The organism is Rosenbergiella epipactidis (assembly GCF_018494055.1).
In the GTDB taxonomy this organism is placed as follows: domain Bacteria; phylum Pseudomonadota; class Gammaproteobacteria; order Enterobacterales; family Enterobacteriaceae; genus Rosenbergiella; species Rosenbergiella epipactidis.
The window spans coordinates 91,101-116,585 of record NZ_JABBFQ010000009.1; the positions used below are offsets into that span (position 1 = coordinate 91,101).

At 47.4% G+C, this 25,485-nt stretch carries 27 protein-coding genes; 20 read left to right on the forward strand and 7 right to left on the reverse strand.

The genetic code is table 11. The annotated features are described in order from the left end of the window. The first annotated feature begins 4 nt into the window (after positions 1 to 4). The 8 genes from ftsE to ugpQ all read left to right on the forward strand — a co-directional run bounded on the left by ftsE (position 5) and on the right by ugpQ (position 7,829). A complete protein-coding gene (gene ftsE, locus HGT71_RS13415) occupies positions 5 to 667 on the forward strand; it encodes a cell division ATP-binding protein FtsE (RefSeq protein ID WP_048911292.1) in 663 nt (220 codons plus the stop codon). Next, on the forward strand, positions 664 to 1,662 hold the full coding sequence (gene ftsX, locus HGT71_RS13420; RefSeq protein WP_048911293.1) for a permease-like cell division protein FtsX: 999 nt from the start codon (positions 664 to 666) through the stop codon (positions 1,660 to 1,662). The genes ftsE and ftsX overlap by 4 nt, the downstream gene beginning before the upstream one ends. 223 nt (positions 1,663 to 1,885) lie before the next feature. After that, a complete protein-coding gene (rpoH, locus tag HGT71_RS13425; RefSeq protein ID WP_048911294.1) occupies positions 1,886 to 2,743 on the forward strand; it encodes an RNA polymerase sigma factor RpoH in 858 nt (285 codons plus the stop codon). A gap of 167 nt (positions 2,744 to 2,910) precedes the next feature. Next, complete coding sequence (gene ugpB, locus HGT71_RS13430) at positions 2,911 to 4,227, forward strand: sn-glycerol-3-phosphate ABC transporter substrate-binding protein UgpB (protein WP_214218226.1); 1,317 nt, start codon at positions 2,911 to 2,913, stop codon at positions 4,225 to 4,227. 44 nt (positions 4,228 to 4,271) lie between these two features. Next, the gene (ugpA, locus tag HGT71_RS13435; protein WP_214218227.1) at positions 4,272 to 5,162 is read left to right on the forward strand and encodes a sn-glycerol-3-phosphate ABC transporter permease UgpA; all 891 of its coding nucleotides are present in this window, start codon (positions 4,272 to 4,274) and stop codon (positions 5,160 to 5,162) included. Continuing rightward, the gene (gene ugpE / locus HGT71_RS13440; protein WP_214218228.1) at positions 5,159 to 6,004 is read left to right on the forward strand and encodes a sn-glycerol-3-phosphate ABC transporter permease UgpE; all 846 of its coding nucleotides are present in this window, start codon (positions 5,159 to 5,161) and stop codon (positions 6,002 to 6,004) included. Before ugpA ends, ugpE begins: the two co-directional genes overlap by 4 nt. 3 nt (positions 6,005 to 6,007) lie before the next feature. After that, positions 6,008 to 7,090, forward strand: a complete 1,083-nt coding sequence (ugpC, locus tag HGT71_RS13445) for a sn-glycerol-3-phosphate ABC transporter ATP-binding protein UgpC (protein WP_214218229.1) — start codon at positions 6,008 to 6,010, stop codon at positions 7,088 to 7,090. Beyond that, positions 7,083 to 7,829, forward strand: a complete 747-nt coding sequence (gene ugpQ / locus HGT71_RS13450) for a glycerophosphodiester phosphodiesterase (protein ID WP_214218230.1) — start codon at positions 7,083 to 7,085, stop codon at positions 7,827 to 7,829. The genes ugpC and ugpQ overlap by 8 nt, the downstream gene beginning before the upstream one ends. Here the strand turns inward: ugpQ and HGT71_RS13455 are convergent. Continuing rightward, positions 7,826 to 8,074: a hypothetical protein gene (locus tag HGT71_RS13455; RefSeq protein ID WP_214218231.1), complete on the reverse strand. Its 249-nt coding sequence runs from the start codon at positions 8,072 to 8,074 to the stop codon at positions 7,826 to 7,828. The genes ugpQ and HGT71_RS13455 overlap by 4 nt on opposite strands. 250 nt (positions 8,075 to 8,324) lie before the next feature. Between HGT71_RS13455 and HGT71_RS13460 the strand changes: the two genes are divergently transcribed. From HGT71_RS13460 to gntU, 4 genes are all read left to right on the forward strand, one after another. Continuing rightward, positions 8,325 to 9,020: a pirin family protein gene (locus tag HGT71_RS13460; protein ID WP_214218232.1), complete on the forward strand. Its 696-nt coding sequence runs from the start codon at positions 8,325 to 8,327 to the stop codon at positions 9,018 to 9,020. Between the two features lie 109 nt (positions 9,021 to 9,129). Further along, the gene (gene gntR, locus HGT71_RS13465) at positions 9,130 to 10,125 is read left to right on the forward strand and encodes a gluconate operon transcriptional repressor GntR (RefSeq protein ID WP_214218233.1); all 996 of its coding nucleotides are present in this window, start codon (positions 9,130 to 9,132) and stop codon (positions 10,123 to 10,125) included. A 130-nt stretch (positions 10,126 to 10,255) separates the two neighbouring features. Next, positions 10,256 to 10,786, forward strand: coding sequence for a gluconokinase (gene gntK, locus HGT71_RS13470; RefSeq protein ID WP_062812266.1), 531 nt, complete (start codon positions 10,256 to 10,258; stop codon positions 10,784 to 10,786). Positions 10,787 to 10,795: 9 nt separating this feature from the next. Continuing rightward, on the forward strand, positions 10,796 to 12,136 hold the full coding sequence (gene gntU / locus HGT71_RS13475) for a gluconate transporter (RefSeq protein ID WP_048911303.1): 1,341 nt from the start codon (positions 10,796 to 10,798) through the stop codon (positions 12,134 to 12,136). Positions 12,137 to 12,170: 34 nt separating this feature from the next. On the opposite strand, the gene HGT71_RS13480 is transcribed toward gntU, so the two are convergent. Then, complete coding sequence (locus HGT71_RS13480; protein ID WP_062812267.1) at positions 12,171 to 12,764, reverse strand: YhgN family NAAT transporter; 594 nt, start codon at positions 12,762 to 12,764, stop codon at positions 12,171 to 12,173. 187 nt (positions 12,765 to 12,951) lie between these two features. Between HGT71_RS13480 and asd the strand changes: the two genes are divergently transcribed. After that, complete coding sequence (gene asd / locus HGT71_RS13485) at positions 12,952 to 14,061, forward strand: aspartate-semialdehyde dehydrogenase (RefSeq protein ID WP_214218234.1); 1,110 nt, start codon at positions 12,952 to 12,954, stop codon at positions 14,059 to 14,061. 78 nt (positions 14,062 to 14,139) lie between these two features. Here the strand turns inward: asd and glpD are convergent, their stop codons facing one another. Then, positions 14,140 to 15,636: a glycerol-3-phosphate dehydrogenase gene (glpD, locus tag HGT71_RS13490; protein ID WP_214218235.1), complete on the reverse strand. Its 1,497-nt coding sequence runs from the start codon at positions 15,634 to 15,636 to the stop codon at positions 14,140 to 14,142. A 218-nt stretch (positions 15,637 to 15,854) separates the two neighbouring features. Between glpD and glpE the strand changes: the two genes are divergently transcribed. Genes glpE through HGT71_RS13505 form a run of 3 tightly spaced genes read left to right on the forward strand, consistent with a single transcriptional unit; the run spans position 15,855 to position 17,810 of the window. Beyond that, the gene (glpE, locus tag HGT71_RS13495) at positions 15,855 to 16,178 is read left to right on the forward strand and encodes a thiosulfate sulfurtransferase GlpE (protein ID WP_214218236.1); all 324 of its coding nucleotides are present in this window, start codon (positions 15,855 to 15,857) and stop codon (positions 16,176 to 16,178) included. 32 nt (positions 16,179 to 16,210) lie between these two features. Further along, positions 16,211 to 17,041 (forward strand): rhomboid family intramembrane serine protease GlpG, encoded by an 831-nt coding sequence (glpG, locus tag HGT71_RS13500; protein WP_214218274.1) that lies wholly within the window; start codon positions 16,211 to 16,213, stop codon positions 17,039 to 17,041. Positions 17,042 to 17,051: 10 nt separating this feature from the next. Then, positions 17,052 to 17,810 (forward strand): DeoR/GlpR family transcriptional regulator, encoded by a 759-nt coding sequence (locus HGT71_RS13505; RefSeq protein ID WP_048912913.1) that lies wholly within the window; start codon positions 17,052 to 17,054, stop codon positions 17,808 to 17,810. 33 nt (positions 17,811 to 17,843) lie between these two features. Here HGT71_RS13505 and nfuA read toward each other — a convergent pair whose 3' ends face one another. After that, positions 17,844 to 18,419, reverse strand: coding sequence for a Fe-S biogenesis protein NfuA (gene nfuA / locus HGT71_RS13510; protein WP_048912912.1), 576 nt, complete (start codon positions 18,417 to 18,419; stop codon positions 17,844 to 17,846). A gap of 57 nt (positions 18,420 to 18,476) precedes the next feature. Continuing rightward, complete coding sequence (locus HGT71_RS13515) at positions 18,477 to 19,127, reverse strand: phosphoribosyltransferase family protein (protein ID WP_214218237.1); 651 nt, start codon at positions 19,125 to 19,127, stop codon at positions 18,477 to 18,479. 58 nt (positions 19,128 to 19,185) lie between these two features. Here HGT71_RS13515 and bioH point away from each other — a divergent pair, with 58 nt between their 5' ends. Together bioH and HGT71_RS13525 are read left to right on the forward strand one after the other, a co-directional pair. Continuing rightward, positions 19,186 to 19,950, forward strand: coding sequence for a pimeloyl-ACP methyl ester esterase BioH (gene bioH, locus HGT71_RS13520; protein WP_425328671.1), 765 nt, complete (start codon positions 19,186 to 19,188; stop codon positions 19,948 to 19,950). Between the two features lie 71 nt (positions 19,951 to 20,021). Beyond that, positions 20,022 to 20,318: a putative quinol monooxygenase gene (locus tag HGT71_RS13525; protein ID WP_099823239.1), complete on the forward strand. Its 297-nt coding sequence runs from the start codon at positions 20,022 to 20,024 to the stop codon at positions 20,316 to 20,318. Between the two features lie 41 nt (positions 20,319 to 20,359). On the opposite strand, the gene HGT71_RS13530 is transcribed toward HGT71_RS13525, so the two are convergent. Then, positions 20,360 to 22,669: a Tex family protein gene (locus tag HGT71_RS13530; protein WP_214218239.1), complete on the reverse strand. Its 2,310-nt coding sequence runs from the start codon at positions 22,667 to 22,669 to the stop codon at positions 20,360 to 20,362. Between the two features lie 81 nt (positions 22,670 to 22,750). Further along, a complete protein-coding gene (gene greB / locus HGT71_RS13535; RefSeq protein WP_214218240.1) occupies positions 22,751 to 23,242 on the reverse strand; it encodes a transcription elongation factor GreB in 492 nt (163 codons plus the stop codon). Between the two features lie 161 nt (positions 23,243 to 23,403). Between greB and ompR the strand changes: the two genes are divergently transcribed. Together ompR and envZ are read left to right on the forward strand one after the other, a co-directional pair. Beyond that, the gene (gene ompR / locus HGT71_RS13540; protein ID WP_048912907.1) at positions 23,404 to 24,123 is read left to right on the forward strand and encodes an osmolarity response regulator transcription factor OmpR; all 720 of its coding nucleotides are present in this window, start codon (positions 23,404 to 23,406) and stop codon (positions 24,121 to 24,123) included. Beyond that, positions 24,120 to 25,472: a two-component system sensor histidine kinase EnvZ gene (gene envZ, locus HGT71_RS13545; RefSeq protein WP_214218241.1), complete on the forward strand. Its 1,353-nt coding sequence runs from the start codon at positions 24,120 to 24,122 to the stop codon at positions 25,470 to 25,472. The genes ompR and envZ overlap by 4 nt, the downstream gene beginning before the upstream one ends. Positions 25,473 to 25,485 lie beyond the last annotated feature (13 nt).

A 25,485-nucleotide genomic window follows, 5' to 3' on the forward strand; every position in this document is an offset into this window, starting at 1 on the left:
TGGAATGATTCGCTTTGAAGAGGTCAGTAAAGCTTATTTAGGAGGGCGTCAGGCCCTTCAGGGCGTGGATTTTCATTTACGCCAAGGAGAAATGGCATTCCTAACCGGGCATTCTGGTGCGGGTAAGAGTACGTTACTCAAGCTGATTTGTGGTATTGAGCGGCCAAGCGCGGGCCAAATATGGTTTAGCGGACACAACATTACCCGTCTTAAAAACAGTGAAATTCCGTTCTTGCGTCGTCAAATCGGAATGATCTTTCAGGATCACCACCTGCTGATGGATCGGACGGTGTATGACAACATCGCGATTCCACTGATCATTTCTGGAGCCAGCGAAGAAGACATTCGACGCAGAGTTTCCGCAGCGCTGGATAAAGTGGGCCTATTGGATAAGGCAAGAAACTATCCGATTCAGCTCTCCGGGGGGGAGCAACAAAGGGTTGGTATCGCTCGTGCGGTAGTCAATAAACCGGCATTGCTGCTTGCGGACGAACCAACGGGTAACCTAGACCATGCGCTATCGGAAGATATTTTACGTCTGTTCGAAGAGTTTAACCGAGTAGGCGTGACAGTATTAATGGCGACGCACGATATTTCCCTTATCGCAAGACGTAACTATAACGTGATGAATCTTAACCAAGGTCGGTTATACAGGGGCGAGGAATGAAAGCGGTTAATAAATTAAATAAGCGCCTGAAAAAACCGGGAGCACCCAAGCAAAAGAAAGTGTCTAAGCAGCGAGCTTTGCGTGGAGGGTGGCAAGAGCAGTTGCATTACGCTTGGCGAGGAATGTTGGCCGATATGCTACGCCAGCCCTTGGCAACGCTGTTAACGGTCACCGTAATTGCTATCTCATTAACGTTACCTAGCGTCTGCTACATCGTGTGGAAGAACGTCGACCAAGCCGCTAAGCAATGGTATCCAGCGCCTCAGCTAACCGTTTATCTCTCTAAAACCCTTGATGATAGCGCTGCGGAGAACGTCACTCAGCAACTAAAACAGTTGGAAGGCGTGCAGCACGTTGATTATCTCTCTCGTGAAGAAAGTTTAAGCGAGTTTCGTAATTGGTCAGGTTTCGGTGGCGCAATGGATATGCTAGAGCAGAATCCACTTCCTGCCGTTGCCGTTGTGACCCCTAAGCTTGATTTCCAGAATGCGGATACCATGAACACGCTGCGTGATCGCATTACCAAGATGAACGGTATCGACGAAGTACGTATGGATGACAGCTGGTTTGCCCGACTCTCTGCATTGACCGGATTAGCAGGGCATGTCGCGTTAATGATTGGTATGTTGATGGTCGTCGCCGTCTTCTTAGTGATCGGTAACAGTGTGAGGTTAAGTATTTTCTCTCGCCGCGATACAATAAATGTTCAGAAGCTCATTGGTGCTACCGACGGTTTTATCTTAAGACCCTTTGTATATGGTGGGGCAATGCTCGGACTGAGTGGCGCATTCCTTTCACTCATTTTCTCTGAAATTTTGGTTTTCCGGTTAGAGTCGGTGGTATCGCATGTCGCATCGGTGTTTAGTGCCTCATTTGATCTTTCCGGCTTTTCATGGGATGAAGCGCTGCTATTGCTATTAGTTTCAGCGATGATAGGCTGGTTAGCCGCTTGGCTAGCGACAGTACAGCATTTACGCCGTTTTACACCGGATTAACGCACAGAAATATTTTTTGTTATACTATTACTTGTTATCAGGCCGACACTGTCGGCATTGCAGGGATAAACGCTAGAATAAATTATTCACAATAAATAATGAACCTGTGGATAAGTTTGTGTTCTAATCCTATAGCACCAGCTGTTTAGGGTGATCAACCAACGCTAGCGTTCGGGTTTAGTCTGTTTAAGGATGAACAGCATAATTAATTGAGAGGGTTTGAATGACCAACGAAATGCAAGCTTTAGCTATTGCTCCTTTAGGTAATCTGGATGCTTACGTCCGAGCTGCCAACGGCTGTCCGATGCTGTCGGCCGAAGAGGAAAAAGCATTAGCAGAACGGCTGCATTACCAGTCTGATCTGGATGCAGCGAAAAAGCTGATCCTGTCACATCTGCGGTTTGTGGTTCACATTGCTCGGAACTATTCTGGTTACGGTCTGCCTCAGGCTGACCTTATCCAAGAAGGTAATATCGGTCTGATGAAGGCAGTACGTCGCTTCAATCCAGAAGTTGGCGTACGGTTGGTATCCTTCGCTGTGCACTGGATCAAAGCGGAAATCCACGAGTACGTGTTACGTAACTGGCGTATTGTTAAAGTTGCGACCACCAAAGCACAACGTAAGTTATTCTTTAATTTACGTAAAACCAAACAACGTCTCGGTTGGTTTAACCAAGATGAAGTTGAAATGGTTGCACGTGAGTTAGGGGTAAGCAGTAAAGATGTGCGTGAGATGGAATCTCGGATGGCGGCCCAAGATATGACCTTCGACCTCACTTCTGACGATGATAATGCAGAAGGTAAGTCGCAGGCGCCAGTACTTTATCTTCAAGACAAAACCTCTGATTTTGCGGACGGTATTGAGGAAGATAATTGGGATTCTCACGCAGCAGATAAGCTTAGCGATGCGATGATGACGCTTGACGAGCGGAGTCAAAATATCATCCGTGCTCGCTGGTTGGACGACGACAATAAGATTACCCTGCAAGAGTTAGCTGATCAGTATGGGGTGTCGGCAGAACGTGTTCGCCAACTTGAAAAAAATGCGATGAAAAAGCTACGTGTTGCTATCGAAGCGTAGTGATATAACCTTGTGATTAAAGGAGATGCTCAGTCATCTCCTTTTTTATGCGCTAAAAACCTTACTGTCATAAAACTCCCTTTAATCTGTCCTTTTTCTGTCACACCCCACTGTCATGGTTATGACCAATATTTGTCATCGTTTATTGCATCTATTGGGATATCACTATGTTACCAACGACTATACGCCATTCTCTTTTTGCGCTGTGTTTCGCCACCTCTATCCCTTGCGCGAATGCCTCGGTAGACATTCCTTTCTGGCACTCGATGGAAGGAGAGCTAGGGGCTGAGGTCGATAGCCTTGCGCAGCGATTTAATCAAACACACAGTCAGTATCATATTTCGCCAGTCTATAAAGGTAACTATTCACAAAGCTTGGCATCGGGTATCGCTGCCATCCGAGCGGGCCATGCGCCTGCCTTATTACAAGTCTATGAAGTGGGCACCGCCACCATGATGGCCTCCCATGCTATCGTTCCTGTTTGGCAATTATTCCAACAAACAAAAGTCCCGTTAGATGAACAGCAATTTGTCCCCTCAATAGTCAGTTATTACTCTGATGCCAAAACGGGCCACATGGTTGCCGAGCCCTTTAATAGCTCAACCCCTGTTTTGTATTTTAATAAAGAGGCTTTTAAACGTGCTGGGCTTGATCCCAATAAAGCCCCCGCAACATGGCAAGAACTTGAGGCTGATGCCATAGCATTAAAGAAAGCTGGACAAGCATGCAGCTACAGCAGTGGGTGGCAAGGCTGGATCCAGTTGGAAGAATTCAGTGCATGGAATGGGTTACCGGTTGCCACCGCGAATAATGGCTTCGATAGTACGGATGCGCGACTGCTCTTTAATGGACCTTTACAAGTTCAACATATCGAACTATTGGCCCGTATGAAGAATGCTGGAACCTTTAGTTATCTCGGAAGAACGGATGAGCCGACGAAAGCATTTTATTCAGGAGACTGTGCCATGATCACGGCCTCTTCTGGCTCATTGGCTGATATTAAACATGCCGCGAAATTTGACTATGGTGTCGCGCCGATGCCTTACCAGCAAGGAACGCCTCATGCCCCCCAAAACGCCATCATCGGCGGAGCAAGCTTATGGGTGACGAAAGGCCAAACGCCTGAGGTATATCAAGGCGTCGCAGAATTTCTTAAGTTTTTGACCCAGCCCAATATCGCCGCAGAGTGGCACCAAAAAACCGGCTATTTACCGGTTACAACAGCGGCCTATCAACTCTCGCAACAGCAAGGTTTCTATCGCCGTAATCCGGAAGCAGAAACCGCCATTAAACAGATGTTGAATAAAGCCCCCTTGCCCTATACCAAGGGATTACGCCTAGGCAATATGCCGCAAATACGCGCTATCGTCGATGAAGAGTTAGAGTCTGTGTGGACGGGTAAGAAAACCGCTAAAGCGGCGTTAGACAGTGCGGTCGAACGCGGCAATCAGCAATTACAGCGTTTTCATCAGCAAGTAAACTAAAGCGTGGAGAGGGCAACCTCTCCAACTGTTTAAGAGACTCCGTTATGGCGACTTCTTTACCTCCTACCTTTAAGTCATCAGTGCTTCCCTATCTATTGGTGATGCCCCAGCTGGTCATTACCCTTATATTTTTTCTGTGGCCAGCAGCACAATCATTGTGGTCATCGTTACAGACCAGCGATCCTTTCGGCTTTAGCAGTCGCTTCAGTGGTTGGCTGAATTTCCAAAATCTTTTTGATGATCCTTATTACCTTGAGTCCTTTAAAACGACGTTTATTTTCAGTGGACTCGTGACGGGGTCGGGCTTAGTCATTGCGCTAGTATTGGCGGCACTGGTGAACCATATATGGCGGGGGAAAAAATGTTATCAAACGCTATTTTTATTACCCTATGCCATCGCCCCCGCCATTGCTGCGGTGATGTGGCTGTTCTTGTTCAGCCCAGGGCCAGGTATTGTCAGCCACTGGTTAGACCAATGGGGCTACCATTGGAACAGCGCGCAAAATAGCCAGCAGGCATTATTTCTAGTGGTTCTTGCGTCGGTATGGCAACAGATCAGTTATAACTTCCTGTTCTTTTTTGCCGCGCTACAGTCGATTCCACGTTCGTTGATAGACGCTGCAGCACTTGATGGCGCAGGGCCAATCCGACGCTTTATCCATATTGCCTTACCTTTGATAGCACCGGTCTCGTTCTTCTTGTTGGTCGTGAATATTATTTATGCTTTCTTCGATACTTTCCCAGTGATTGACGCGATCACTCAGGGAGGGCCTGTCCAAGCGACAACGACCTTAATTTATAAAATCTATCGTGAGGGATTTACGGGATTAGACCTTGGCTCCTCAGCCGCTCAATCCGTCATTCTGATGGCAATAGTCATTCTATTGACTGTCGCCCAGTTTAGGTTTATCGACCGTAAGGTACGTTATCAATGATTGAACAGCATCGAAAACTAACGATTTTCAGCCATCTTGTTCTCTGGCTGTCGGGATTGGTTATCCTTTTTCCTCTCTACATTGTGGTGGTTACCGCGACACTCAGTGATCAGCAAGCGGCACAAATGCCGCTGCCTCTACTTCCTGGCGGACACTTTATCGAGAATATCCATCAATTGCTGGTACAAGGTGTCGGTGGTCAAAATCTGCCGCTTTACCACCTCCTGTACAATAGTTTACTGATGGCTTTAGGGATTACCGCAGGCAAGATAGTCATCTCCACGCTTTCGGCTTTTGCGCTGGTCTGGTTTAGGTTTCCTTTCCGCAACCTCTGCTTTTGGCTCATTTTCATTACGTTGATGTTACCTGTGGAAGTACGTATTTTCCCGACGGTGAGTATTGTGACGCAGTTGGGGATGGATAATAGCTTTGCTGGGCTAATTTTACCGATGTTAGCCTCGGCCACTGCGACGTTTTTATTGCGGCAGTACTTCCTTTCCTTACCACACGAACTGATGGAGGCGGCGCGTATTGATGGTGCGAGCCCGTGGCAATTTTTTATCCATATTGTATTGCCTCTTTCGAAGACGCCTTTAGCCGCCTTGTTCGTGATTATTTTTATTTTTGGTTGGAATCAGTACTTATGGCCACTGGTGATCACCAGTGATAGCCATGTGACGACTGCTGTCGCGGCTATTCGCGGCATGATTAGCAGTGGGGACGGGGTATCCCACTGGAATCAAGTCATGACGGCAGTCTTGTTGACTTTACTGCCTCCTTTAATGGTCGTGCTGGTCATGCAAAAAGCCTTTGTTCAAGGATTAGTTGAGAGTGAGAAATAAGTGATGGCAAGTGTACAACTGCAAGCGTTAACCAAAAGCTATGATGGTAAGCACCAGATCATTAAGCCACTAAATGTAATAATTAACCCTGGCGAATTTGTGGTGATTATTGGTCCTTCCGGTTGTGGAAAGTCTACATTATTACGGATGGTTGCTGGACTCGAAGCCGCAACCAGCGGTGATATCTGGATTAATGATCAGCGTATGACAGATAAAGCGCCCAAAGAGCGCCAAGTCGCGATGGTTTTTCAAAACTATGCCCTTTACCCCCATATGACGGTTGAGCAGAATATGGGCTATGGCCTTAAGATACGGGGTATAGGTAAGGCTGAGATCCGTCAACGTGTTCTGACGGTAGCGAAAAGCTTAGAGCTTGATTTACTGCTCTTGCGACGCCCTCGAGAGCTTTCGGGAGGGCAACGCCAACGTGTCGCAATGGGAAGAGCCATCATACGCGAACCCTCAGTCTTTTTATTCGATGAGCCGCTGTCCAATTTGGATGCTCGATTACGTGGGCAGATGCGCCTCGAACTCCAGCGATTACATCAACGCTTGAATATAACCAGTTTGTACGTCACGCATGACCAAGTTGAGGCCATGACCTTGGCAGATCGTGTACTGGTTATGAACAAAGGCGTTGTGGAACAATTTGGTTCGCCCAGTGAAGTATACCAGCGACCACAGTCTACCTTTGTCGCCAGCTTTTTAGGTGCGCCCGCGATGAACTTACTCTCTGCTGAACTCAGCGGGGACGGTAAAACTTGGAGAGTAGAGAACCGTTTTTCTCTTCCCCTAGGTTCCTTGGCAATTGAACCGAACAAGTCGGCAGTAACACTCGGCATACGCCCAGAACATATTAAGGTTGAGTCGGTTACAGAAGACGGGGAGGGCATGATTATTGAAGTCGATGCGGTAGAAATGCTCGGCGCTGATAATATCATTCATGGTAAAATTGGAACGCAACCTTTAGTGATTCGTGCGGCGCAATCAATCTGCCCAAAAGTCGGTGAACTGATAAGGGTGACATTACCCGCCGATGCCTTACATTATTTTGATACCACCTCAGGACAGCGTTTAGATGATTAATGAAGATTGGCCCTATCCAAGAATTGTCGCTCATCGGGGCGGAGGAAACTTAGCACCAGAGAATACCCTAGCGGCCATAGATTGTGGATATCGTTATGGTCATACCATGATTGAATTTGACGCTAAACTCTCAGCTGATCAGCAAGTCTTTTTACTTCACGATGATACCCTTACCCGTACTAGTCATACCCAAGGGGTAGCAGGGGAGATGACCTGGAAGACCTTGCAACAGGTGGATGCCGGCTCATGGTTTTCTAAGCAGTTTGCAGGAGAGGGACTGGCACATCTTGCTGATGTCGCGAAACGTTGTCAGCAATATGGACTCTTCGCCAATATCGAAATTAAACCGACAACGGGTTTAGACGCCGCTACCGGTACCTTGGTTGCCTGCGCCGCGGCCGACTATTGGCGAGAGATGACGTCACCGCTACTGTCTTCATTCTCTTTTACTGCGCTATTTGCCGCTATGCAGGAACAGCCAGGTCTTCCCCGCGGTTACCTAATGCATGAATGGCAGGACGATTGGCTGAATATCACTCAGCAATTAGCCTGCGTCTCACTGCATCTCAATTATCGTCTGTTAACTCCAGAACGAATTGCGCAAATTAAGCAGGAGGGGTTGCGTATTCTTGCCTATACCGTCAACGACCCGCATAAGGCTCGCGCATTGTTAGACCTTGGGGTGGATGCGATTTGTACAGATTGTATCGATCAGATCGGTCCACATTTCCCCAATTAGGGTTGGTCTCTTTGGACTTTACGTAACATTTTCTGTTGATGGAGCTCATTGCCTTGCTGGAGTCGTTGAGCACTATTTTGCTGTTCTAGATGAAGTTGTTGGGAGTGAAGCTGCTGCTGCGTGGACATCTGGTTTTGCAAACGCTGCTGGGTTGCTGAAGGCGACAGCGGCGATGGCGTTGAGAGATTGTTAGCAAAGGCCGCTGCAGAATTGAGTAGCACCATCAGGACACATAATCTTTTCATAAAAAAACCTCAATTATTTTTTATAATGCTATTGCAAATGATAATGATTGCGATTAACATTCAATTGTTCCGGTGAGACTGACAATCAACGGAATACGACATTGCTCACATTGCTTCCAGTATTTAGCCAGCCGCGTGCTGGCTTTTTTTTTCACTGTTATTCATAAATTTTGAATAGAGCGGTGAAGTTTTTCAGCTATTCTTTTTTTCAATATCTCTTCAAACTATAGAAAAAATTGAGGAGGTTTCCATGATTTATATCCGTAAAGCGCAAGAACGTGGTCATGCTCACCATGGCTGGCTGGATAGCTGGCATACATTTTCGTTTGCTGACTACTACGATCCGAATTTCATGGGATTTTCTGCACTGCGCGTGATTAACGAAGACACAATTGCGCCAAGCAAAGGATTCGGCACTCACCCTCATCAAAACATGGAAATTCTGACGTATGTTCTCTCTGGTGCCGTCGAACACCAAGATAGCATGGGTAATAAAGAACAAATTCCGGCAGGGGAGTTCCAGATTATGAGTGCGGGAACTGGCGTTCGTCACTCAGAATATAATCCCGATCCTCAACAGGCTCTGCACCTCTATCAAATTTGGATCATGCCTAATCAGCAAAATATTACCCCTCGTTATGAACAGCGAAAATTTGCTGAGCAATCCGGACGACAATTTATCCTGACACCGGATGCGAGAGAAAACTCGTTAAAAGTACATCAGGATATGACCTTATCACGCTGGGTACTTTCTGCTGGAGAGGTAGGGAATATTGATATCGATCCCTCTCGTAAAATTTGGGTCCAAGTGGTCAAAGGTGAGGTATCAGTTAACGATCAATCCCTCGAGACCAGCGATGCGGCAGCCGTTTGGGATGAGAAGCGTCTTGCTTTCTCTGCCAATCAACCCACGGAACTCTTAATTTTCGACCTACCGCCAGTGTAAAAAGTGATGGGTAATGTGAGACGGCTTCCAGATAGCCGTCTCTTTTTTTTAGGTAGTGTAAAATAGTGTTACTATTAAATTACCCTTACTTCCTACTTAATTGAGCGCAATGAAGAAAAAAAGGCCAATATTACAAGACGTTGCCGATCGCGTTGGTGTGACTAAAATGACGGTCAGCCGTTACCTACGCAATCCACAACAAGTGTCTGCCCCGCTTGGCGAAAGGATTGCCATTGCGCTCGATGAGCTCGGTTATATTCCTAACCGTGTACCTGATATGCTGTCAAATGCGACAAGCCGAGCCATTGGGATATTACTGCCTTCCTTAACAAACCACGTTTTTGCCGATGTACTTCAAGGCATCGAGTCCATCACTGACCAAGCTGGTTATCAAACGTTAGTTGCTCACTTTGGCTATCATGCTGAGAAGGAGGAACGTCAACTTCGCTCGTTACTGGGCTGGAATGTTGACGGGGTCATCTTAACGGAGCGCCAACATACCCCTGGTACATTACGTATGCTAGAGGTAGCTGGGATCCCTGTTGTCGAAATTATGGACTCCTCCTCGCCTTATTTAGACATGGCGGTGGGGTTTGATAATATCGCGGCAGCTCGTCAAATGACTGCAAGCATGATCGCTCAAGGCCACCGGCATCTTGTCTATCTAGGCGCTCGGCTAGACGAACGAACGTTGCAGAAAAAAGCCGGATATATCGAGGCGATGGAGCAGTCTGGGTTAGTTCCACGCACGGTAATGAGCGAGCAGCCTTCTTCATTTAGTACGGGAGGCGAACTATTAAAACTGGCTCAGCAGCGTTATCCAGACGTTGACGGAATATTTTGTACTAATGATGACCTTGCAATCGGTGCAATGTTCGAGTGTCAGCGGCAAGGTATCGCTGTGCCTACTCAAATGGCGATTGCGGGTTTTCATGGCCATGACATTACAGAGAACGTCTCACCCACCTTAGCTACGGTTGTGACGCCTAGGAAAAAAATGGGCAAAATTGCCGCAGAAATGTTGCTCACCCGTTTGGCGGGAAAGACATGTGAGTCTCCCTGCATTGATTTAGGATTTTCACTTAGGATGGGCGGTAGTATTTAATCATTTTTATGATTGAGTTCACATTTTAAGCCTTTTATTAACGAATAGATTGCGCTTCAACCGACAAGCTATAACAATAGTTATTAAATTGTTATCGGTAACATTGTGAATGACTAAGGTTGGAGCAGTTATGACAGAAGCCTCTTCTCAACATTACGTATTTGTCCTGATGGGTGTCTCAGGTAGCGGAAAATCAGTTGTTGCTAATCAAGTCTCACAAAAGCTGCAGACGGCTTTTCTTGATGGTGACTTCTTACATCCTCGCTCTAATATTTTAAAAATGGCTGAAGGCGAGCCACTGAACGATCAAGACCGAGCCCCTTGGCTTCAAGCCATTAACGACGCTGCGTTTGCTATGCAGCGTACGCAAAAAGTCTCTATCATCGTATGTTCATCCTTAAAGAAAAGTTATCGAGATATTCTGCGTAACGGTAATAAGAATCTTAAGTTTATCTATTTGAAAGGTGACTTCGAGACCATCGAACAGCGCCTCAAAGCCCGTAAAGGCCACTTCTTTAAAACAAACATGTTAGTGACTCAATTCGATACCTTGGAAGAACCTAACGGTTCAGAATCTGATGTGTTAGTCGTTGATATTAGCCACTCACTCGATGATGTCATTGCTGAGACAGTTGCAACGATTAAAAATAATATCCAATAAGGTTAAGTCATGAGCACGGCAACACTCGTTTTAACGGCAGCAGGCTCTGTCATACTGCTTCTATTTTTAGTCATGAAAGCGCGGATGCATGCTTTTGTCGCACTAATGCTCGTTTCTGTCGGTGCTGGTATTTTTTCAGGGATGCCACTGGATAAAATTACTGACACCATGCAAAAAGGGATGGGGGGCACTTTAGGCTTCCTGGCCGTAGTGGTCGCACTCGGTGCGATGTTCGGTAAAATTTTGCATGAAACTGGCGCTGTTGACCAAATAGCGATACGGATGTTGAAAACCTTTGGTGAAAAGCGTTCCCACTTTGCGATGGGGGCAGCAGGCTTCATCTGTGCACTGCCACTGTTTTTTGAAGTGGCGATTGTATTATTGATCAGCATTGCCTTTGCGGTCGCGCGTCGCACTAACGACAATATGGTGAAACTGGTCATCCCGTTGTTCGCAGGCGTTGCGGCAGCAGCGGCATTTGTGTTACCAGGGCCTGCACCGATGTTACTGGCTTCGCAAATGCATGCGGATTTTGGCTGGATGATTTTACTCGGTCTCTGTGCGGCAATTCCTGGCATGCTTATCGCGGGTCCACTCTTCGGTAACTTCATCGCAAAGCGTGTGCAATTTGCCTCCCCAGCGGCAGATAGTTTTCCTGAAGTGGCGAAAGATAAGCTACCCTCTTTTGGTTTCAGTTTATCGCTGATCCTTTTCCCGTTAATTTTGGTCGGTTTAAAAACGATAGCGGCTAACTTTATCGATAAGGGAAGCCGTCTTTATGAATGTTTCGAATTTATTGGCCACCCTTTTATTGCGATCCTCATCGCCGTATTAATCACAATTTACGGTTTAGCTTATCGCCAAGGTATGGACAAGTCTCGAGTGATGGCGATTTGTGGTGAAGCGTTACAACCCGCAGGGATTATCTTACTGGTTATTGGGGCGGGCGGCGTTTTTAAACAAGTTCTCGTCGATTCAGGTGTCGGTCCAGCGCTTGGTCACTCCTTAACAGGCTTAGGCTTACCTGTCGCCCTCTCGTGCTTCATCTTGGCTGGGGTGGTTCGTATTATTCAAGGCTCGGCAACGGTAGCCTGCTTGACCGCGGTAGGACTGATTATGCCGGTGATCGAACCGTTACACTATAGCGGCGCTCAGCTGGCGGCTCTTTCAATCTGTATCGGTGGTGGTTCAATTATTGTGAGTCACGTCAATGATGCAGGATTTTGGTTATTTGGACGTTTTACGGGGGCAACTGAAGTGGAAACCCTCAAGACGTGGACAATGATGGAAACCATCCTCGGGGTGACGGGGGGCATTATTGGTATGATCGCCTTCGAATTACTGTCCTAATACAAAAAGGGTCGAGATATCGACCCTTTTTTTACTAGAGTTTTAAATAGGCTCGAATCCCATCTAAAAACATCTGTGTGGCAATCATTATTAAAATGAGTCCCATCAGTCGCTCAAGCGCATTCACGCCCTTCGACCCCAACAGCCGTAGAAATAGCCCGGACATCATCAGGATGGCTGCAGTGATCCCCCATGCAATGGAAAGCGCGATAATCAGCATACCCATATCCCCAGGGTACTGATGTGACATCAGCATTAAGGTCGCAAGCAGCGAAGGACCAGCTAACAGGGGAATGGCTAAGGGAACTAAGAAAGGTTCTTCGCCCGCGGGCAAACCGGAAGTCGTGGATTCTGGTGAAGGAAAAATCATTTTTATCGCGATCAAAAATAAAATAATGCCACCAGAGATGGAGACCGTTTCCGCCCGTAAATTTAGGAAGGCCAACATTTTTTCGCCGGTAAATAAAAATAGCAGCATAATCACGAGGGCAATCAGCAACTCACGGATAATGATGACTCGTCGACGCTTGGGATCAATATGCTTTAACACCGACATAAAGATCGGTAGGTTACCCAGCGGGTCCATAATCAACACCAGCAATACTGCGGCAGAAAAAAGTTCAGTCATGACTTATTGTCGTCCTTCTAGGCGGCTAATATTAGCCAGATGATAAATTAATCGAGCAATATCGATTTTTTTCACTTGCTAGTACGTCCAGTTTTTGTAGAGTTTGATAGTATCATTCCCATTGGCGGGAGTGCAGACATATCCGTTTACCGGTATGCAGCATATTTATTATTACAGCAGGCACAACATGAAAAATGTAGGGTTTATCGGGTGGCGTGGCATGGTCGGTTCCGTGCTGATGTCGCGTATGAATGAGGAAAATGACTTCTCTGTCATTAATCCAGTCTTTTTTTCGACTTCACAGCATGGCCAGCCAGCGCCTATTTTTGGCGGACACAACCAAGGGACCTTACAGGACGCGTATGATATTGATGCCTTAGCGAGCCTCGATATTATTGTTACCTGCCAAGGTGGCGATTATACCAGTGACGTTTATCCACGTTTGCGTCAAGCTGGATGGCAAGGCTATTGGATTGATGCGGCTTCAACGCTTCGGATGGCCGACGAAGCGATCATTATCCTCGATCCGGTAAACCAAAAAGTGATTACCGATGGGATCAATCGTGGCGTCAAAACCTTCGTCGGCGGTAACTGCACCGTCAGCTTAATGTTGATGTCGCTAGGCGGGCTGTTCTCACAAGGTCTTGTTGAATGGGCTTCTGTGGCGACTTATCAGGCGGCATCCGGTGGTGGTGCACGTCATATGCGTGAGTTACTGACGCAGATGGGTATGCTCCATGATCACGTGGCAACCTCATTACAGGATCCTGCTTCGGCTATCCTCGATATTGAACGCAGTGTCACCGACTTTACCCGCTCAGGAACCTTACCTACGGATAATTTTGGCGTACCCTTGGCGGGAAGCCTTATTCCGTGGATCGATAAGCAACTGCCGAGCGGTCAAAGTAAAGAAGAGTGGAAGGGACAAGCCGAAACTAACAAAATTTTGGCAACCCAGCAGATTATCCCTGTTGATGGCCTGTGTGTGCGAGTGGGGGCCTTACGCTGCCATAGCCAAGCCTTTACTCTCAAATTGAAGCAAGATATTCCATTGGCGGATATCGAGCAGATGCTTGGGGCACATAACCCTTGGGTTAAAGTTATCCCTAACGACCGTGAGCTGACGATGCGCGAACTGACACCAGCAGCAGTGACTGGTACTCTCACGACGCCGGTTGGACGCCTTCGTAAATTAAATATGGGACCTGAATATCTCTCCGCCTTTACCGTGGGGGACCAGCTGCTGTGGGGCGCGGCAGAGCCGCTAAGAAGAATGTTACGCCAATTGGTCGGCTAATAAAAAACCCCCGATAGTAGGTTATCCAACTATCGGGGGTCACTTCACTCGCCCGGTTTTTTTAAACCAACGAGTCGGTTATACGGCAGATGAAGAAAGATGCTGTTCTAGCCAACGGGACACCTCTTCTTGTTGCTCCGCTGAGAGCCACATACCTTGTTTTGTTCTGCGCCATAGTGCATCTTCAGCCGTGCGCACCCACTCGTTATCGACCAGATAACGAAGCTCTTTTTCGTAAAAATCGTGACCAAAGTGGTGGCCCAATTGTTCAATACTCGTCACACCCTCAAGTAGCTTATCCGTATCGCTGCCGTAGGTGCGTGCATAATGACGCGACATCTCTGCACTGATAAAAGGGTAGCGCTTGCGAAGGTTTTGCGTAAACGCCTCACGAGTCCCCGTAAAGTGACCACCCGGTAATACGCACTCTTTGGTCCAGGCTGGCCCAATATTGGGATAATATTTTGCTAACTTCTCTAAAGCATGCTCCGCCAATTTACGATAAGTGGTTAGCTTTCCACCAAACACAGAAAGTAACGGTGCATGACCTTGCTCATCGTGCACATCCAGAGTGTAGTCACGCGTAATCGCTTGAGGAGAATCTGATTCATCATCACATAATGGACGTACGCCGGAATAGCTCCAGACAATATCTTCGGTACCTAATTGGCGTTTAAAGTATTGGTTATAGACTTTGAGGAGATACGCGGTCTCTTTCTCGTCGATCTTAACGGCCAGGGGGTCGCCTTTATATTCCACATCGGTCGTACCGATGATTGAGAATTCATCCATCCACGGGATAACAAAAACGATGCGATTATCTTCGTTTTGAAGAATATAAGCTTGTTTCTCATCGTGGGCTTTCGGAACAACGATGTGGCTTCCTTTGATCAGGCGGATACCGTAAGGCGATTTGATGGCTAATTGGTTATCGAAAATATCCTTAACCCATGGGCCTGCCGCATTGACTAAGCCTTTTGCTTGCCAACGCAGTATCTCGCCAGTATCGACGTTTTCAGCTTCAACCTGCCACAAACCGTTTTCACGCCATGCACGGGTGACTTTTGTACGGGTGCGGACTTCCCCCCCTTTCTCAACCACCTCTTGGGCGTTAACGACGACCATCCGCGCATCATCAACCCAGCAATCGGAGTATTCAAAGCCTTTGGTTATATCGGGTTTCAGCGCGGACTGTGTACCAAACTTAAGACTTTTACTGGCGGGTAAGCTTGTGCGTTTACCCAAATGATCATACATAAATAGTCCGACACGGATCATCCATGCGGGACGAAGATGGGGCTGGTGGGGTAAGCGAAATCGCATAGGGAAGGCGAGTTGTGGGGCCATTTTTAATAACACTTCGCGTTCCGCTAATGCTTCGCTCACTAAACGGAACTCGTAATGCTCCAAATAACGTAATCCACCGTGAATGAGTTTCGAACTGGCAGAGGAGGTCGCGCAGGCAAAGTCTTTTGCTTCGAGCAGCAATACAGATAGTCCGCGGCCCGCCGCATCGACCGCGATGCCAGCCCCATTAATACCGCCTCCGATCACAATCAGGTCTTTGGTTTCCACGTGCACTCCTCGCTTATTGGCTATCAATAATGTTCGTTTTCGAAAATATAGTAATCGAAACCAAACATATTTGCCAATATTTAACCGTAAAAAAACATATTAGCGTGATAGAAATAACATTTAAGTTGAACGCAAACTGAATAGCGCAGTGGAAAGGGTTAATCGAGACGAAATTACAGGTACAATATGAAAGACCTGCAACAATTTTGAGAACAGTTATGGACACTTACGAATGTATTGATGTACTGGCCGCAGAAAAGGTCTTACAAGAAGGGGCGCGACTGGTTGATATTCGTGATCCTCAAAGTTTTGAAAAAGCGCATATTCGCGGATCGTTTCATTTAACAAACGGCTCGTTAAATCAATTTGTAGAAGACAGTGATTATGACCAACCGGTGCTCGTTCTCTGTTATCACGGGAATAGCAGCAAAGGAGCGGCACAATATTTGATTAACCAAGGATTTGACCAAGTTTATAGTGTGGATGGCGGGTTTGATGCATGGTATGCACGTTTTCCCGATCAAGTGATCAAAGAGATCTAGTCCCCCTTAAACCTGGTATTGAGGATGATATGATTCGAATCACCGAATTTACAAACCCGCGAATGGCCTATGCATTTGTTGATTATATGGCAACGCAAGGGATTAAATTAACTATTGAACAGCAGCAGAACTACGTCTTATTCCTCGAAGATGAGCAAAAACTGGACGATGTTAACGCCGCCTTGCAGCAATTTATTCGCGATCCCTCCAACCCGCGCTATCTTGCCGCTAGTTGGCAGAGTGGCCGTGCAGGAACCCGGCTAGGCTATCCTAAAGCAGAGTTATGGCGAAATATTAAAGATCGTGCAGGGCCACTGACGCTCACTGTTATGGCATTAGTCGTCATTGCCTACTTGTTACTCATGTTTGTTGGTGAGCAGCCGATTTTCTATTGGCTGAGCTGGCCTGCTAACAGTGAGCAAGGGCTTCAGGTTTGGCGTTGGGTAAGCCATATCTTTATCCACTTTAGTCTGCTGCAAATTGTCTTCAATTTGATGTGGTGGTGGTACCTCGGTGGCGTGATTGAGAAGCGTCTGGGTAGCGGTAAGTTATTTGTGATTACGGTTATCTCAGCGTTATTATCCGGCTGGATGCAAGCTAAGTTTAGCGGGATTTGGTTCGGTGGCCTTTCTGGCGTCGTCTACGCGTTAATGGGATATAGCTGGTTACGGGGTGAACGTGACCCTGACAGTGGTATCTATCTAGAACGTGGTCTAATCGTGTTTGCTCTGCTGTGGTTAGCGGCCGGTTATTACGGTGTCTTTGGTAACCCAATGAGTAATATGGCCTATATTGTTGGACTCGTCATTGGGCTGACGATGGCTTTCGTTGATAGCCAAGCGGCGCTGAAAAAGCGTAAGTGAAGGACGTTTAATGAAACAGACGCAGAGACATGATGCTATTGTTGAGCTTGTGAAACGCCAAGGATACGTCAGCACTGAAGAGTTGGTGGAATTTTTTTCAGTCACTCCCCAGACGATTCGTCGCGATCTCAACGATTTAGCGGAGCAAAACCTTATTCAGCGCCATCACGGTGGTGCTGCGCTACCTTCAAGCGCCGAGAATACGGATTGGCATGATCGTAAGATGATGCACTCCAGTGCGAAAACGCGTATTGCTGCGAAAGTCGCCCAGCAAATACCGGACGGTTCAACCCTTTTTATCGATATCGGTACCACGCCAGAAGCTGTGGCTCATGCCTTAATGGGCCACCATAATCTACAGATCGTGACGAATAACCTTAATGTCGCCCAACTGATGATGGCGAAGACAGATTTTCGCGTCATCATTGCCGGGGGAACCTTGCGTGCCAGTGATGGGGGAATTATTGGTGAAGCGACGATGGATTTTATTTCGCAATTTCGACTCGATTTTGGCGTAATTGGTATTAGTGGAATTGATGAAGCCGGTACGATGTTAGAATTCGATTATCACGAAGTGCGGACTAAACGTGCGATTATTGAAAACTCGCGATGCGTGATGTTGGTGACCGACGGATCAAAATTTGGGCGTAAAGCGATGGTAAGTCTAGGGGGAATGGAGATGTTGGATTCACTCTTTACCGATAAGTTACCACCAGAGCCTATTTTACATCTGCTGTCTCAGCATGCGGTCAAGCTTGAAATATGTTAATCATTCTGCCCGAATATCGGGCAGAATTTTCACTCAATAATAAGAGTGCTCGCCACGCTGGTGCTCGGTCAAATCTCGTACACCTTTAAGCTCAGGGAAGGTAGCAAGAAGCTCCTTCTCAATCCCTTCTTTCAACGTGACATCGACCATTGAACAGCCGTTACATCCGCCGCCAAATTGCAGGATGGCGTAACCTTCCGGCGTGATTTCCATAAGAGAAACCTTTCCGCCATGACTGGCAAGTTGTGGATTGATTTGAGCTTGTAACTGGTACTCTACACGCTCAATCAATGGTGCATCGTCAGACACTTTACGCATCTTAGCGTTAGGCGCTTTTAAGGTCAGTTGCGAGCCGAGATTGTCGGTGACGAAATCGATCTCTGCTTCATCCAGATAGGGCGCGCTTAACTCGTCGACGTAAGCGGTGAGAAACTCGTATTTTAATTCCGTGTCGGTGCTTTCAACTGCATCTGGCGGGCAGTACGACACGCCACATTCCGCGGTAGGCGTACCGGGATTAATGACGAAGACACGGATCTGTGTTCCGGGCTCTTGTTTAGTGAGCAATTTCGCAAAATGTTGTTGGGCTGTATCGGTTATATGAATCATAAGACATCGCTCAATGTTATCTATGTTAAAAGTCATCTTACGCGCATCACTGCCACTCTACAAGGTACGGCACAGGCACCACACCTGCACGCTAGCAACCTGTTGCTGCTGCAGAAGCCTTACGATTTCTCGAGCTGTGGCACCTGTCGTTACGACATCATCAACGAGCGCAATATGTTTACCACTCAGTGAGGCAGTCACCTCATACACTTGGCCAAGATTGTGTTGACGGCTCGCTCTATCGAGAGTGTGTTGCGTAGTCGTTAATTTTGTACAACGTATGGCATTGGACCCATATTGACAAGCGAGCCAACGAGCTAAAGGTCTAGCGAGCAGATCGCTTTGGTTAAAGCCCCGTTGTTGATAACGCTTAGGATGTAAGGGAACGGCGACAACAATATCGGGTTTCTGCCACAAGTAATGCCGTCGATACCGTAAATAGTTTAGCAAAATAAGCCTCGAAAGCATGGCGGCAAGTGCGGTCTGTGATGAAAATTTGAACTGGTGAAGTAGCTTACTAAGAGGAGGAAGGTAATTGGCTGCCGCAATTGTACCTTGCCACGAAAAAGGGATTTGTTGGCACGCGTGACAGGTACTACAAACGGTTTCAGCCGGTAACGCGCAGCGTAAACAACGCGGTTGGTCGAGCAATAGTTTTCGTTCGCACCAAGAACAAATTCCCACTGATGCATGCCAAACGGGTAGCATACATATCCAACACCTGCTTTTGATTGTTAACATAGGCTATACCTCCAAGAGAATAGAGATTATGACCTTATTTACACAATACTTCGGACAAGGTAATCAGCCACTTGTGCTACTCCACGGGTGGGGATTGAATTCTCGAGTGTGGGATTTCATTTTATCGCCACTCAGCCCTCATTTTTCGATTACTCTAATCGATCTCCCAGGCTACGGCCGCAGCCAACCCTTTGATACCTTGAATCTCAACGAGATGGCGAGCCATATTGCGCCGCACATCCCCCCACAAAGCGTCGTACTCGGTTGGTCCCTCGGAGGACTCGTGGCAGCACAATTAGCCATCGACTTCAAAGAGAAAGTTAAGCAACTTATCTTTGTGGCCTCTTCACCTTGTTTTAGTCAAAGGGAACAATGGCCGGGAATTAGCCCAGAGGTTCTAGGTAACTTTCAAACGCAATTAGCGACGGATTTTCGCCGAACGATTGAGCGGTTTATTGCCTTACAAAGTTTGGGGACTGAAAATGCTTCGTTAAACACCAGAACGTTAAAGCAGGCGATCGTCGACCAACCTCAAGCCTCATTAGCAGTATTAAACCAGGGGCTGACTATTTTACAGAACGACGATTTACGTCAAAAACTCCCATCGATAACTGCGCCGACCCTACGCATTTACGGTGCTTTAGATAGCTTAGTCCCTCGTAAAAGTATTCCGCTAACGGACAAGTTATGGCCGACCAGTCAATCGATAGTGATTGAACATGCTGCACATGCCCCCTTTATTTCACATCCGCAACAGTTTTGTGAAGCGATTATAAAATTTACGCATTAGCATTATCGCCCATGAGTATCGGCGATGATTATTCTATAGTGATGAGATGATTAAGTCCTAATGAGGAGAAAATGATGCACCCCTTAATTAACGTAATTGCTTACATTACCGCAAAGCCTGGGCATGAAACCACGGTAGAGCGTGCGCTCAAGGCTGCAGAGCAAGCGGTACAGGGTGAAGCAGGTTGTCAATCCTATGTGTTGACTCAGGATATTCAGCAACCCCGTCGTTATGTCATGCTGGAGTGTTGGAGCAGTCAGGAAGCGCTGGATACACACAGTCAACAACCCCCATTCAAAAAGCTTCTTGCTGAAATCGATGGATTAGCAGAACTGGAAGTTGTGGTAACGAAAACGCTTGCAGAGTGATAACCGTTTCAATCCTGCCCGAGGGCAGGATTGATAGCGAACTACTTTTTCTTGAATGCCGCCGCGAGCGCATCGCCCATCGCACTATTGCCTTGCGTCGAGGCTTGGCGTGACGGCTGGCGAGCTGGCTTGGGGCTAGCCTTTTCAGGGGCTGCGCTACGGCGCGATTGCGTCTCGCCGGGCTGTTCATCTAGACGCATAGTTAACGCGATACGTTTTCTGCCAAGGTCGACTTCGAGCACCTTCACTTTGACAATTTCACCCGTCTTGATCACTTCATGAGGATCGCTGACGAAACGGTTGGCTAATGAAGAAATATGGACTAAGCCATCTTGATGAACACCAATATCAACAAAGGCGCCGAAATTGGTCACATTAGTGACGGTACCTTCCAGAATTAAGCCCGGAGTCAGATCATCCATCGTTTCGATGCCTTCGGCGAAGGTAGCCGTCTTGAACTCAGGGCGGGGATCGCGGCCTGGCTTCTCAAGCTCTTTAAGAATATCAGTAACAGTCGGCAGCCCAAATCGCTCATCAGTGAACTGAGAAGCAGACAGTGCACGAATGGCCGTGCTGTTGCCCATTAACGAAGCGAGCTGCTCATGAGTCTGTGCGATGATCCGTTCAACCACCGGATAAGCTTCAGGGTGCACCGTTGATGCATCGAGCGGGTTATCTCCTTGGTTGATACGTAAAAACCCAGCACACTGCTCAAAAGCTTTGGGACCAAGTCGAGTCACTTTAAGCAGCTGTTGACGGTTCATAAAGCGACCATTATCGTCGCGCCATTGCACAATATTCTGTGCAATCATTCGGCTTAATCCCGCAACACGGGTCAATAGCGGTACGGAGGCGGTATTCAAATCAACGCCTACGGCGTTCACACAGTCTTCGACCACCGTATCGAGTTTCTTGGCGAGTTGCGTCTGGCTCACATCATGTTGATATTGGCCCACCCCGATTGATTTAGGATCGATTTTCACTAATTCCGCCAGAGGATCCTGCAGCCTCCGGGCGATCGAGACAGCACCTCGTAAGGAGACATCGAGATTTGGAAACTCTAAGGCTGCAAGTTCAGAAGCGGAATAGACGGACGCGCCAGCTTCGCTAACAATCACCTTTTCAGCCGTCACGCCAGGATACTGTTTTTTGAGCTCAACAAAAAAGCGCTCAGTTTCCCGTGAAGCCGTACCGTTACCAATCGCCACCAACTCAACGTTATGTCGCTGGCAAAGCGTCGCGACGGCCGTGGCGGCTTTAGCCGCTTGACCGGTATGAGGATAAACTGTATCGGTGGCGACTAACTTACCGGTGGCGTCTACGACCGCCACTTTTACGCCGGTACGTAATCCTGGGTCAAGCCCCATCGTGGCTCGCATACCGGCGGGGGCTGCCATCAATAGTGCATTAAGATTACGCGCGAACACATCGATGGCTTCAAGTTCCGCTTGTTCACGTAGCGAGCCCATCAGTTCCGTTTCTAAGTGCAGCAGGACTTTAATTTTCCACGTCCAACTAATCACCGACTTACGCCAACTATCGCTCGGTGCATTGGCGACACGCACGTCAAGGTGTTCGCTAATTAACGTTTCACCGAAGCTCTCTTTGGGCGTCTCTTCACTGTGAGGGTCTGGGTTGAGAGACAGTTGTAAGATCCCTTCGTTGCGACCGCGTAGCATGGCGAGTGCTCGGTGGGAAGGCGTTGTTGCCAAGAGTTCGTGATGATCGAAATAATCGCGGAACTTCGCGCCTTCAGCCTCTTTTCCTGAGGCCACTTTCGAAACAAGATGTGCATTTTTCCACAGATACTGCCGGACTTTTGCTAGCAGTGAGGCATCTTCTGCAAATCTTTCCATCAGAATATAGCGAGCGCCATCTAAAGCGCCGCGTGTATCAGCGATACCCTTATCAGCATTAATGAACTCTGCAGCGGTCGCTTCCGGATCGAGCTGAGGAGAGGTCCATAATTTATCTGCTAACGGCTCAAGACCCGCCTCAATCGCGATCTGTCCACGCGTACGGCGCTTAGGCTTATAAGGTAGATAAAGATCTTCGAGTTCAGTCTTACTCAAAACGGTGTCAATGGACTGAGCCAGCTCGTCGGTTAATTTACCTTGCTCTGAAATGGAGTTAAGGATGGTTTGCCGACGCTCATCAAGTTCTCGCAGGTAGGTTAAACGAGTTTCTAATTGACGCAGTTGGGTATCGTCCAAGCCACCAGTGACTTCCTTACGGTAGCGGGCGATAAAAGGGACTGTGTTACCTTCGTCATAGAGTTGTATCGTGGCATCAACTTGTTCGATGCGGACGTGCAATTCGTTGGCAATGATCTGACTTAGCGGCTTTTTCATTGTGACTCGTAGCTTATAGGAGGTAAATTTTCTGACAGTTATACGGCGATGCTCTGTGAATTTCCAGTCTGGACGCTCAGATTAAGGATTTTCCTGAGGCACAGGGCTATAAGTGATATGATTGACGTACCATACGGCGGGGCCTGACGGTGTCTGAACGGTAGCACTGTCGCCGACCTCTTTTTTCAGTAAGGCTCTAGCCATTGGCGAGTCGATCGAGATATAGTCATTACGACCAAAAATTTCGTCATATCCTACAATGCGAAAGGCGAGAATTTCCCCGGCATCATTTTCAATTTCCACTTGTGCACCGAAGAACACCTTCCCCTCTTGTTGTGGGGAGTAGTCAACAATACGGAGTGATTCGAGACTCTTACGGAGATAGCGGACTCGACGATCAATCTCTCTTAAACGCTTTTTATTATATTGGTAGTCAGCATTCTCACTGCGATCGCCCAAGCTTGCGGCCCAAGTGACTTTTTTTGTGACTTCCGGACGCTCTTCTCGCCACAGTTGGTCGAGTTCTTGTTTTAACTTATTGTAGCCTTCACGAGTGATAAGTTGGGTTTTCACACTATTGTCCTCTATCACCTATAGTTAGATCTTTACTTAACGTACTGTTAAATATGCTTTGTAACAATTTCAGTAAGAATATAAACCAATAAAATTTGTCACTGTAAGCATTATTTTTAAAAATAGCATAGCTGGCGATAATGCCTTTGGGAGTCATTAGAATGCAGGAAAATTACAAAGTTTTAGTTGTCGATGACGACATGCGTTTACGGGCATTGCTTGAAAGGTACCTCACCGAGCAAGGATTCCAAGTGCGTAGCGTAGCGAATGCTGAACAAATGGACCGTTTGTTAACCCGTGAATCTTTCCACCTGATGGTACTAGACTTGATGTTACCGGGTGAGGATGGGCTATCCATCTGCCGCCGCTTGCGTAGCCAGAGTAATCCAATGCCGATTATTATGGTTACGGCGAAGGGTGAAGAGGTCGATAGGATTGTTGGGTTAGAAATCGGTGCCGACGATTATATTCCTAAGCCGTTTAATCCACGCGAATTATTGGCTCGTATCCGTGCTGTTTTACGCCGTCAAGCGAATGAACTACCTGGTGCGCCTTCTCAGGAAGAGGCGGTTATTACTTTCGGTAAGTTTAAACTTAACTTAGGCACGCGCGAGATGTTCCGTGAAGACGAGCCTATGCCATTGACCAGTGGGGAATTTGCGGTGCTTAAGGCACTGGTGAGCCACCCCCGCGAGCCGCTTTCTCGAGATAAGCTCATGAATTTAGCGCGTGGTCGTGAGTACAGTGCAATGGAACGTTCTATCGATGTGCAGATTTCACGACTGAGAAGAATGGTTGAAGAAGATCCTGCTCATCCCCGTTATATTCAAACGGTTTGGGGTCTTGGCTACGTCTTTGTTCCCGATGGCAGTAAAGCATGAAGAAATTTCGCTTCTCTCCGCGCAGCTCTTTTGCGCGGATGTTGCTCCTCATCGTTTCACTTCTCTTTGTCAGTTTGGTGACGACCTATCTAGTCGTCCTTAACTTCGCCATTTTACCGAGCTTGCAGCAGTTTAATAAGGTTCTCGCCTATGAAGTGAGAATGCTCATGACGGATAAGCTACAGCTTGAAGACGGTACGCAACTCGAAGTTCCCCCGGCTTTCAGACGGGAAATCTATCGCGAGCTAGGTATTTCACTCTATACCAACTCTGCCGCGGAAGAGAGCGGGCTACGTTGGGCGCAGCATTATAAATTCTTAAGCGAACAGATGGCACACCAACTGGGTGGTCCGACAGATGTTCGTGTTGAAGTGAATAAGAAAACCCCGGTGGTGTGGTTAAAAACCTGGTTATCCCCGAATATCTGGGTCAGGGTACCCTTGACCGAAATCCATCAAGGCGATTTCTCTCCATTATTCCGCTATACCTTGATGATCATGTTATTGGCTATCGTCGGGGCGTGGTTATTTATTCGTATGCAAAATCGACCATTGGTTGCGCTTGAGCATGCCGCACTGCAGGTCGGTAGAGGTCAAATCCCACCGCCGCTGAGAGAGTATGGCGCATCGGAAGTCCGCTCGGTAACACGTGCTTTTAACCAAATGGCCTCGGGTGTAAAGCAGCTAGCCGACGACCGAACCTTGTTGATGGCCGGTGTTAGCCACGACCTGCGTACCCCCTTAACACGCATTCGCTTAGCGACAGAGATGATAGGTGCTGATGAACAATACCTTGCCGATTCTATTAATAAAGATATTGAAGAGTGTAATGCCATTATCGAGCAGTTCATTGACTATCTGCGTACAGGGCAAGAGATTCAGAAGGAACGCGTTGATCTGAACACAGTCTTAGGCGAAGTCGTGGCCGCGGAAAGTGGATATGAACGCGAAATCGATAATCACGTGATGAGTAACGAACTATTACTTGATATTAACCCTCTGGGCATTAAACGGGCCGTAGCGAATATGGTGGTAAATGCTGCGCGTTATGGGAATGGCTGGATCCGGGTAAGCAGTGGGCGCGAACTAGACCGTGCTTGGTTCCAAGTCGAAGATGACGGCCCAGGGATTGATAAAGAGCAAATCGCCCATCTTCTTCAGCCCTTTGTGAGGGGGGATAGTGCGAGAACCACTAGTGGTACGGGATTAGGACTCGCGATAGTGCAGAGAATTATCGATGCACATCAGGGGGAGCTAAATTTCGATACCAGTGAAAAGGGTGGTCTTAAGATTAGAGCATGGCTACCTTTGCCATCCAGTAAACAGCCTGCTGTATCTGAAAACGTCTAACTCAACACTCACT

Coding starts and splice junctions, on each gene's coding strand:
- ftsE (WP_048911292.1), top strand. CDS start 5: ATGATTCGCTTTGAAGAGGTCAGTAAAGCTTATTTAGGAGGGCGTCAG.
- ftsX (WP_048911293.1), top strand. CDS start 664: ATGAAAGCGGTTAATAAATTAAATAAGCGCCTGAAAAAACCGGGAGCA.
- rpoH (WP_048911294.1), top strand. CDS start 1,886: ATGACCAACGAAATGCAAGCTTTAGCTATTGCTCCTTTAGGTAATCTG.
- ugpB (WP_214218226.1), top strand. CDS start 2,911: ATGTTACCAACGACTATACGCCATTCTCTTTTTGCGCTGTGTTTCGCC.
- ugpA (WP_214218227.1), top strand. CDS start 4,272: ATGGCGACTTCTTTACCTCCTACCTTTAAGTCATCAGTGCTTCCCTAT.
- ugpE (WP_214218228.1), top strand. CDS start 5,159: ATGATTGAACAGCATCGAAAACTAACGATTTTCAGCCATCTTGTTCTC.
- ugpC (WP_214218229.1), top strand. CDS start 6,008: ATGGCAAGTGTACAACTGCAAGCGTTAACCAAAAGCTATGATGGTAAG.
- ugpQ (WP_214218230.1), top strand. CDS start 7,083: ATGATTAATGAAGATTGGCCCTATCCAAGAATTGTCGCTCATCGGGGC.
- HGT71_RS13455 (WP_214218231.1), bottom strand. CDS start 8,074: ATGAAAAGATTATGTGTCCTGATGGTGCTACTCAATTCTGCAGCGGCC.
- HGT71_RS13460 (WP_214218232.1), top strand. CDS start 8,325: ATGATTTATATCCGTAAAGCGCAAGAACGTGGTCATGCTCACCATGGC.
- gntR (WP_214218233.1), top strand. CDS start 9,130: ATGAAGAAAAAAAGGCCAATATTACAAGACGTTGCCGATCGCGTTGGT.
- gntK (WP_062812266.1), top strand. CDS start 10,256: ATGACAGAAGCCTCTTCTCAACATTACGTATTTGTCCTGATGGGTGTC.
- gntU (WP_048911303.1), top strand. CDS start 10,796: ATGAGCACGGCAACACTCGTTTTAACGGCAGCAGGCTCTGTCATACTG.
- HGT71_RS13480 (WP_062812267.1), bottom strand. CDS start 12,764: ATGACTGAACTTTTTTCTGCCGCAGTATTGCTGGTGTTGATTATGGAC.
- asd (WP_214218234.1), top strand. CDS start 12,952: ATGAAAAATGTAGGGTTTATCGGGTGGCGTGGCATGGTCGGTTCCGTG.
- glpE (WP_214218236.1), top strand. CDS start 15,855: ATGGACACTTACGAATGTATTGATGTACTGGCCGCAGAAAAGGTCTTA.
- HGT71_RS13505 (WP_048912913.1), top strand. CDS start 17,052: ATGAAACAGACGCAGAGACATGATGCTATTGTTGAGCTTGTGAAACGC.
- nfuA (WP_048912912.1), bottom strand. CDS start 18,419: ATGATTCATATAACCGATACAGCCCAACAACATTTTGCGAAATTGCTC.
- HGT71_RS13515 (WP_214218237.1), bottom strand. CDS start 19,127: ATGCTACCCGTTTGGCATGCATCAGTGGGAATTTGTTCTTGGTGCGAA.
- HGT71_RS13525 (WP_099823239.1), top strand. CDS start 20,022: ATGATGCACCCCTTAATTAACGTAATTGCTTACATTACCGCAAAGCCT.
- HGT71_RS13530 (WP_214218239.1), bottom strand. CDS start 22,669: ATGAAAAAGCCGCTAAGTCAGATCATTGCCAACGAATTGCACGTCCGC.
- ompR (WP_048912907.1), top strand. CDS start 23,404: ATGCAGGAAAATTACAAAGTTTTAGTTGTCGATGACGACATGCGTTTA.
- envZ (WP_214218241.1), top strand. CDS start 24,120: ATGAAGAAATTTCGCTTCTCTCCGCGCAGCTCTTTTGCGCGGATGTTG.